The 6,900-nt window shown below is 57.8% G+C and carries 5 protein-coding genes; all 5 read right to left on the reverse strand.

Annotated elements, in window-relative coordinates; translation table 11 throughout:
- Window positions 1-63 precede the first annotated feature (63 nt).
- A complete protein-coding gene (locus tag LGH74_RS20235) occupies window positions 64-1,698 on the reverse strand; it encodes a chemotaxis protein CheA (protein WP_226178922.1) in 1,635 nt (544 codons plus the stop codon).
- A complete protein-coding gene (locus LGH74_RS25145; RefSeq protein WP_226178925.1) occupies window positions 1,695-2,771 on the reverse strand; it encodes a chemotaxis protein CheB in 1,077 nt (358 codons plus the stop codon). Before LGH74_RS25145 ends, LGH74_RS20235 begins: the two co-directional genes overlap by 4 nt.
- 79 nt (window positions 2,772-2,850) lie before the next feature.
- The gene (locus LGH74_RS20245) at window positions 2,851-3,240 is read right to left on the reverse strand and encodes a response regulator (RefSeq protein ID WP_226178928.1); all 390 of its coding nucleotides are present in this window, start codon (window positions 3,238-3,240) and stop codon (window positions 2,851-2,853) included.
- An 89-nt stretch (window positions 3,241-3,329) separates the two neighbouring features.
- A complete protein-coding gene (locus LGH74_RS20250; protein WP_226178931.1) occupies window positions 3,330-3,836 on the reverse strand; it encodes a chemotaxis protein CheW in 507 nt (168 codons plus the stop codon).
- Window positions 3,837-3,909: 73 nt separating this feature from the next.
- The coding region (locus LGH74_RS20255) for a methyl-accepting chemotaxis protein (RefSeq protein ID WP_226178934.1) at window positions 3,910-6,900 on the reverse strand (2,991 nt) is incomplete at its 5' end.

The following is a 6,900-nucleotide window of genomic DNA, read 5'->3' on the forward strand; positions in this document are numbered from 1 at the left end:
TAGGAGTCGGTCAAATGAAGGGGCTGACCGTTGCCGGAAAACCCGAATGTCTCATTAGGTTGATTACGGTCGTTTGGCCAAAAACAATCGGGTGAGAGCCGGTACGTCAATCACCAGACAAACCTGACCACTACCCAGCAGCGTAACGCCCCCGAATAAGTCAATCATGTCCAGTGGTTTACTCATCGGCTTGATAACGATATCCTGCTGGCGCAGGAAACGGTCCACGATTAAGCCAAGCTTACGGTTATTGTAGTTAACAATGATAATATCCTGCCGGCCAACCAGTTCGGTCTTAATGGCAGGTATCAAAGCATCGTCGCCGTCATGGAGGAGCTTGCGCAAATCTACAACGGGAATATTTTCCCCAAGCAAACGGGCCATCAGAATGCCACCGACCACGTTGAGCTGCTTGGGCTGCAACGATACTACGGAATCGGTGTGCATCAGGGGAATAGCGTAGCTACGCTCTTCCAGCTCGAAAAGCAACGCGCCCTTCACGGCAATGGAAGTAGGCAGCACGAGGGTAAATGTAGTGCCCTGTCCCAGCACGGAATCGACGCGCAACTGCCCACCGAGTGAGTCGATGGCCAGCTTCACTACGTCGAGGCCCACGCCCCGGCCCGAAATATCGGTCACTTCCTTGGCCATGGAAAAGCCCGGCTCAAACAGAAAAGCCCGTACGGCACTAGGGTCCAGGTTGCGGGCCGCTTCGGCCGATACTAGCCCACGCTCCACGGCCTTGCGGCGCACCTGGTCCACGTTGATGCCCTTGCCATCATCGATAACCTGAATCAGCACGTCGTCGCGCTCGGTCTGGGCCGACAGGATTAGGCTGCCCTGCTCCGGCTTACCCGCCCTTACGCGCTCCTCCGGCGTTTCCAGGCCGTGCCCAATGGCGTTGCGCACTAAGTGCAGCAGCGCATCGGTGATGATCTGCAGGATGTTGCGGTCAATCTGGATGTCCTGTCCGTTAATGGTCAGCTCTACTTCCTTCCTCTCGGCCACGGCCACGTCGCGCACCACCCGCGGAAATTTGTTGAACAGCGAGCCTACGTTTACCAGGCGGGCGTCCATCACGCTATACTGCAAATCGTCGGCAATGCGGAACAGGTGCGAAGCAGCGGCCTGCAGGGCCGGGTTGCCGATTTCTTGGCTTAGCGTCAGGATCCGGTCCCGGTCAATGATCAGCTCGCCCACCAGATTGAGCAGATGGTCGAGCTTTTTGATTTGAATGTATACCAGATCCGACAGCTCCAGCTTGCGCGAGGCATCTTCATCGGCATTCCCTTCATCTTCTTCCAGAATGGGCTCCTCCCCCTCTACCAGCAAATCCAGGTTATGCAGTAGCTTATCGGCATTCGCTACTTCTTCGTCCTGGTCCACGGCCCGAATCATGCCGCCCAGCGTATCAACGCCGGTAAACAGCACCGACACTAAGGAACCGGAGAAGGTACGCTCCTTACTTCGGATCAGGCCAAAGATGGTTTCCATCCGGTGCGCTACTTCCCCGATGTCGTTGAAACCCATGGCCCGGGCGTTGGCTTTCAGGTTGTGCATCAGCCGGAAAAGCTCGTGCAGTGCCTTTTCGTCGGCTGGGTCTTTTTCCAGCTCGCTGATATGACGGCTCATCGCATCATAGTACTCGAGCGCCTCAGCCATGAAAATTTCCCGGTATTCCTCTTCCCTTGATTTCATCGAGTAGCGAACTGCGTTGATGAAGAAAAGGAAGAAACCCGGTTGATGCGCAGCTGAGTAGCTAGCCGGCCCACATAGTCGGCAATGTCGCTCAGCGGCGACACAATGTTGGCCGCACCGGTTTGAATCACCGATTTGGGCATACTGAATACGGCCGAGGAAGCCTCATCCTGCGCGATGACGAAGCCGCCGTGTTGCCGAATACACTGCGCGCCGAGTGTACCATCACGGCCCAAGCCGGTAAGTACCACGCCCAGGGCATTGCGACCTACCGTGCGGGCCACCGACTGCATCAGCAAATCGACGGAGGGCTCATCCGGCAACGACGCGGCTTCGGTGGTAAAGCCAGTGTGCCACGAGAGCCACGGCCCGCGGCTGACGGCATTTACGACCATATTCTGCCCGCCGGGAGCTACGATTATCTTGCCTGCTTCCAGCGCCGTACCTGGCTGGCCCACCACTACTGGCAACGCTGTAGCCCGTCGCAGGCGGTTCACGAAGGACTCTGTAAAATGAGCCGGCAGGTGAATAGCCACCAGCACGGCACTGGTTAGGGTAGCGGGCAGGGTGCGCACTAGGCTTTCGATGGCCTGCACGCCGCCGGTGGAGCCACCAATAACGGCAACGCCACTGGGGGGAAGCATAATAGCCGGGCGTTTAATAGCCAGCGAAGTAGCGAAGCCCGAGCGAATCGCCCGGATTTTTTGCAGAAGCCGCTGCCGGTAGCTCCCGAACTCCGGATGATCTTTTCCCAGAATGGGCAGCAGATAACCGATGACTCCCCACTGGGCCATTTCGCTCGAAACAGCGGTGTCGGACGCCGTAGTGCTATAGAGCAGCACCGGCACCGGGTGCTGGCGGTTTAGCCGCTCTAAGCTCGAAAGCTGGTTTTCACTCGCAATTACCAAGCCCGGACGCAAACGGCGGGCCTGGGCTACCAGCTCTGTGGCGCTGGCGGCCGTGCCAATAACCCGTAAATCGGGCTCAGCATGCAGCAGCCTAGTCAGCTCCAGCCGCACGAACGTGGGCAGGTTGCCGAGCAACAAAGTGAAAGGGGCGGTAACGTTATGCACTGAGCGAATTAAAACGCGCGCAAAAGCGGCGTCTGCTGGTTATTACGAGGCTATTGAAGGGCAGAGGTCAAAGGACGGATTACGCTTCCGACGAGTCAGAATCCTGGTTTTGTAAGGCGCCGCCTACGATTTCCAGTACTTTCTCTTCCGAGAAGGGCTTCACGATGTAAGCCGTAGCACCGCTTTCCAGGGCCTCATTCACAATAACTTCCTGCCCGACGGCGCTGCACATCACCACTTTCACGTCGGGCTGTTCCAGCCGAATGCCCTTGAGCACATCGAGGCCGGTGTTGTCGGGCAAGATTACGTCCAGGGTAATTAGGTCGGGGCGGGTGGCGCTGGCCATTTCCAGAGCTTGCTGGCCATTTGCTGCTTCGCCTACTACTTCGTAGCCGGCATCGGTCAGCATATTCTTGAGCATCGTACGCATGTAGAACGAGTCGTCCACGATGAGAATGCGGTTTTTCATACAGGGGAGGTCAGTAAGTCGGGAAGGAAAAAAAGTGGTTTTGTGGGGAAAATCAAGCCTGTGTACGGGGGGCTGCCGGGTAAGATTACTTATTTCGACTGCAACTGCATGATTTCCGTCGGCGACAGCAGCTTGGGCATATCCAGCACAATGATGATGCGGCCATCCACTTTGGCAATTCCCTCAATGTATTTATCCTGGATGTTGATATCCTGGATAAATTCCGGGGCCTTTTCAATGATTGATAACGGAATCGACAGGGGCTGGGGCACTTCCCGCACCACTATTCCGATGGTGTAGTCTTTGGCTTCGATGGCCAGCGTGTAGCTCGTGGCCGGCAGCTGGTCGCTGGCCGGGCGCAGCTTGAACCGCTCCTCCAGATCGATGATGGCAATAATGTCGCCGCGCAGGTTGGCAATGCCTTTCACAAACGGCGGCGTTTTGGGCATACGGGCAATTTCGGGGGTAACCGTTACCTCCTTTACCTGCTCGATGCGGATACCGTATTCCTCGTCGCCCAGCCGAAACACGATAAGCTGAATGAGCTTGTCCTGCTTGGCCGCCTTTTTTTCGCTGCTGGATTCTTGGTCAGGCATACTGAAACATTGTTGAGAAGCATCCGGGTATTGCTACTGCCGGAGTGCTTCGCAAAATGATGGACGAAGTGAATTATTTGGCTTTGGCTTTCGACCGGACTTTGGCAACGGGCTTGGCGGCACCGTTTTCGGTTTCCGGCGGAGTGGCCGGCTTGCCGTTGGCCCGTACCCGACGGGTAGCCGCTGGCTTGTCCTTCGCCATTTCCGGCGCCGGGGTAGTACCAGCCGCCTTGCGGGCGGCCTTGCGGGCCGGGGCACTAGCAGCGCCCCGACGGGGCTCTGGCTCGGGGGCAGCGGCAGCGGCCCGGCGGGCTACCCGCTCCCGAGTAGCTGCCGGCATTACGACCGGCTGTACTGCCGTACGCTGAGCACTCATGCGGCGCAAACCGCCCCGTACTGGCTCCGGCTCGGGCTCGGGCAGCAGGTCTTCCATCAGCTGGAAGGCCGACAAACCCACCTGCAGATCATCGGCAATGTCGGTCAGGTTCTGGCTAGAAGTAGTCAGTTCCTGCATCGACGAGGACAGCTGCTTGGCGGTGCTGGCTACCTGCTGAGTACCCGAAGCCGTTTGCTCGGCAATGGCTACTACTTCTTCTACGTATTTCACAACGTCGCCAATCGAGGTTTTCTGTACCTCGGTAGCCGTGAGAATGTCGCGGGACGTGCGGAGCGTTTCGCCGCTGGAAGTGGCAATGTTCTTAAATGCGCTGGACGCTTCGAACGTTGCATTCTTGCCTTTCAGAACTCGGCCTTCCATGGTCGAAATAGCGGTTGCGGCTGAGGTCGTATCTTTCTTTACGTCTTCTACCAGCGTGGCAATTTCCGAGGCCGACTTGCGGGACCCTTCGGCCAGCTTGCGAATCTCCTCGGCTACTACCGCGAAACCACGGCCGGCTTCCCCGGCGCGGGCAGCTTCGATGGCAGCGTTCAGAGCCAGCAGGTTGGTCTGGGAGGCAATGTCGGTGATAACGCCCAGCGACTTGCTGATTTCCTGGGAGCGGGTGCTCAGTACTTCGATGGTCTTGCTGGTCTGGGCGGCGGCGTTGGAGATTTCCTCCATGTTTTTCACCACTTCCGCCACCGTTTTCAGACCCAGCTGCGAGGTTTGCTCACCCAGAATAGCCGATTTGTTCACGATATCGGCTTTGCCGGCCGTTTCCTTCGTGGCCTGCATGATTTCCTCAATCAGCTTAAAGGCCTGGTCGGTTTTCAAAGCCTGGTTCTGAGCGCCTTCGGCCATCTGCTGCATGGCCAAAGCCACATCAACCGTTACCCGGCTCATCTCCTGGCCCTTCGCAGCCATTTCCTCCGACGACTCCCCTACAATCTGCGACGAGTCGTTGATTTCGCCGAGCAGCTCGTTGAGGTTTTCTACGGCGATGTTCAAGGCGTTGGACATGGCCAGAATGTCGCCGGCGGTCTGAATCTCAACCTTCTGGGTCAAGTCACCTTCCGAAATGGCGCGTACCACGCGGGACACTTCGAGTACCGGCGAGGCAATGGATTCGATCAGGTCGTTGAGCGTATCCACGATTTCCTTCCAGCTACCCGATACGCCGCCTACCGTGGCGCGTTCGGTCAGCTTGCCTTCTACCCCGGCTACCTTGGCCACACGGCTTACTTCCAGGGCGAGGCGGTTCAGGTCGTCCACCATGCGGTTGATGGTGTCGGCCAGTTCAGCTACCTCGCCTTTGGCCTCCAGCTTCAGTTTCTGGGTCAGGTCCCCCTGCGATACGCCGGTTACTACCTTCACAATGCCTCGTACCTGCGTAGTGAGGTTGGCGGCCATCGTGTTTACGTTGTCGGTCAGGTCTTTCCAAATGCCCGATACGTTGGGCACGTTGGCCTGGCCGCCGAGGCGACCTTCGGTACCTACTTCCTGGGCCACCCGGGTTACTTCGCCGGCGAAGATGTTCAGGGAGTCCACCATCCGGTTGATGTTGTCCTTCAGGTCGAGCAGCTCGCCCTTAACGTCAACGGACACTTTCTGGCTTAGGTCGCCGCGGGCTACGGCCGTGGTCACGTTGGCAATGTCCCGTACCTGCGAGGTTAGCGAGGCGGCCATCGTGTTTACATTGTCGGTCAAATCTTTCCAGGTTCCGCGCACGTTGGGCACCACGGCCTGACCGCCGAGGCGGCCTTCCGTACCTACTTCGCGGGCCACGCGGGTTACTTCGTCGCCGAACGTGTTCAGCGAGTCCACCATCTGGTTGAGGTTTTCTTTCAGCTGCAACAGCTCGCCGCGCACGTTTACCGTCACCTTCTGGCTCAGGTCGCCGCGGGCTACGGCGGTGGCCACGTTGGCAATGTCCCGCACCTGACTCGTCAGGTTCGAGGCCATTGTGTTTACGTTATCGGTGAGGTCTTTCCAGGTACCCGAAACGCTCGGCACGTTGGCCTGACCGCCCAGGATACCCTCGGTACCTACTTCACGGGCCACGCGGGTTACTTCGCCGGCGAAGATGTTGAGCGAGTCCACCATCTGATTCAGGATGTTTTTCAGGTCGAGAATCTCGCCTTTTACATCTACTGTCATCTTCTGGGTCAGGTCACCTTTTGCTACGGCGGTAGCTACGTTGGCAATGTCGCGCACCTGAGAGGTCAGGTTGGCGGCCATTGTGTTTACGTTGTCGGTCAGCTCTTTCCAGGTACCACCAACGCGGGGTACGTTGGCCTGGCCACCGAGCTTACCTTCCGTACCTACCTCACGCGCTACCCGGGTTACTTCGTCACCGAAGATGTTCAGGGAGTCCACCATCTGGTTCAGGATGTTCTTGAGCTCCAGAATTTCGCCCTTCACGTTTACCGTCATCTTCTGCGACAAGTCGCCGCGGGCTACGGCGGTAGCTACGTTAGCAATGTCTCGTACCTGAGAAGTCAGGTTCGAGGCCATGTAGTTTACGTTGTCGGTCAGCTCCTTCCACACGCCGGCCACATTTGGCACACTAGCTTGGCCGCCGAGTTTACCCTCGGTGCCTACTTCTTGGGCCACGCGGGTTACTTCGCCGGCAAACAGGTTCAGCGAGTCCACCATCTGGTTCAGGTTCTGCTTCAACTGCAGCAG

It is taken from the genome of Hymenobacter lucidus (assembly GCF_020447265.1).
Taxonomy (GTDB): domain Bacteria; phylum Bacteroidota; class Bacteroidia; order Cytophagales; family Hymenobacteraceae; genus Hymenobacter; species Hymenobacter lucidus.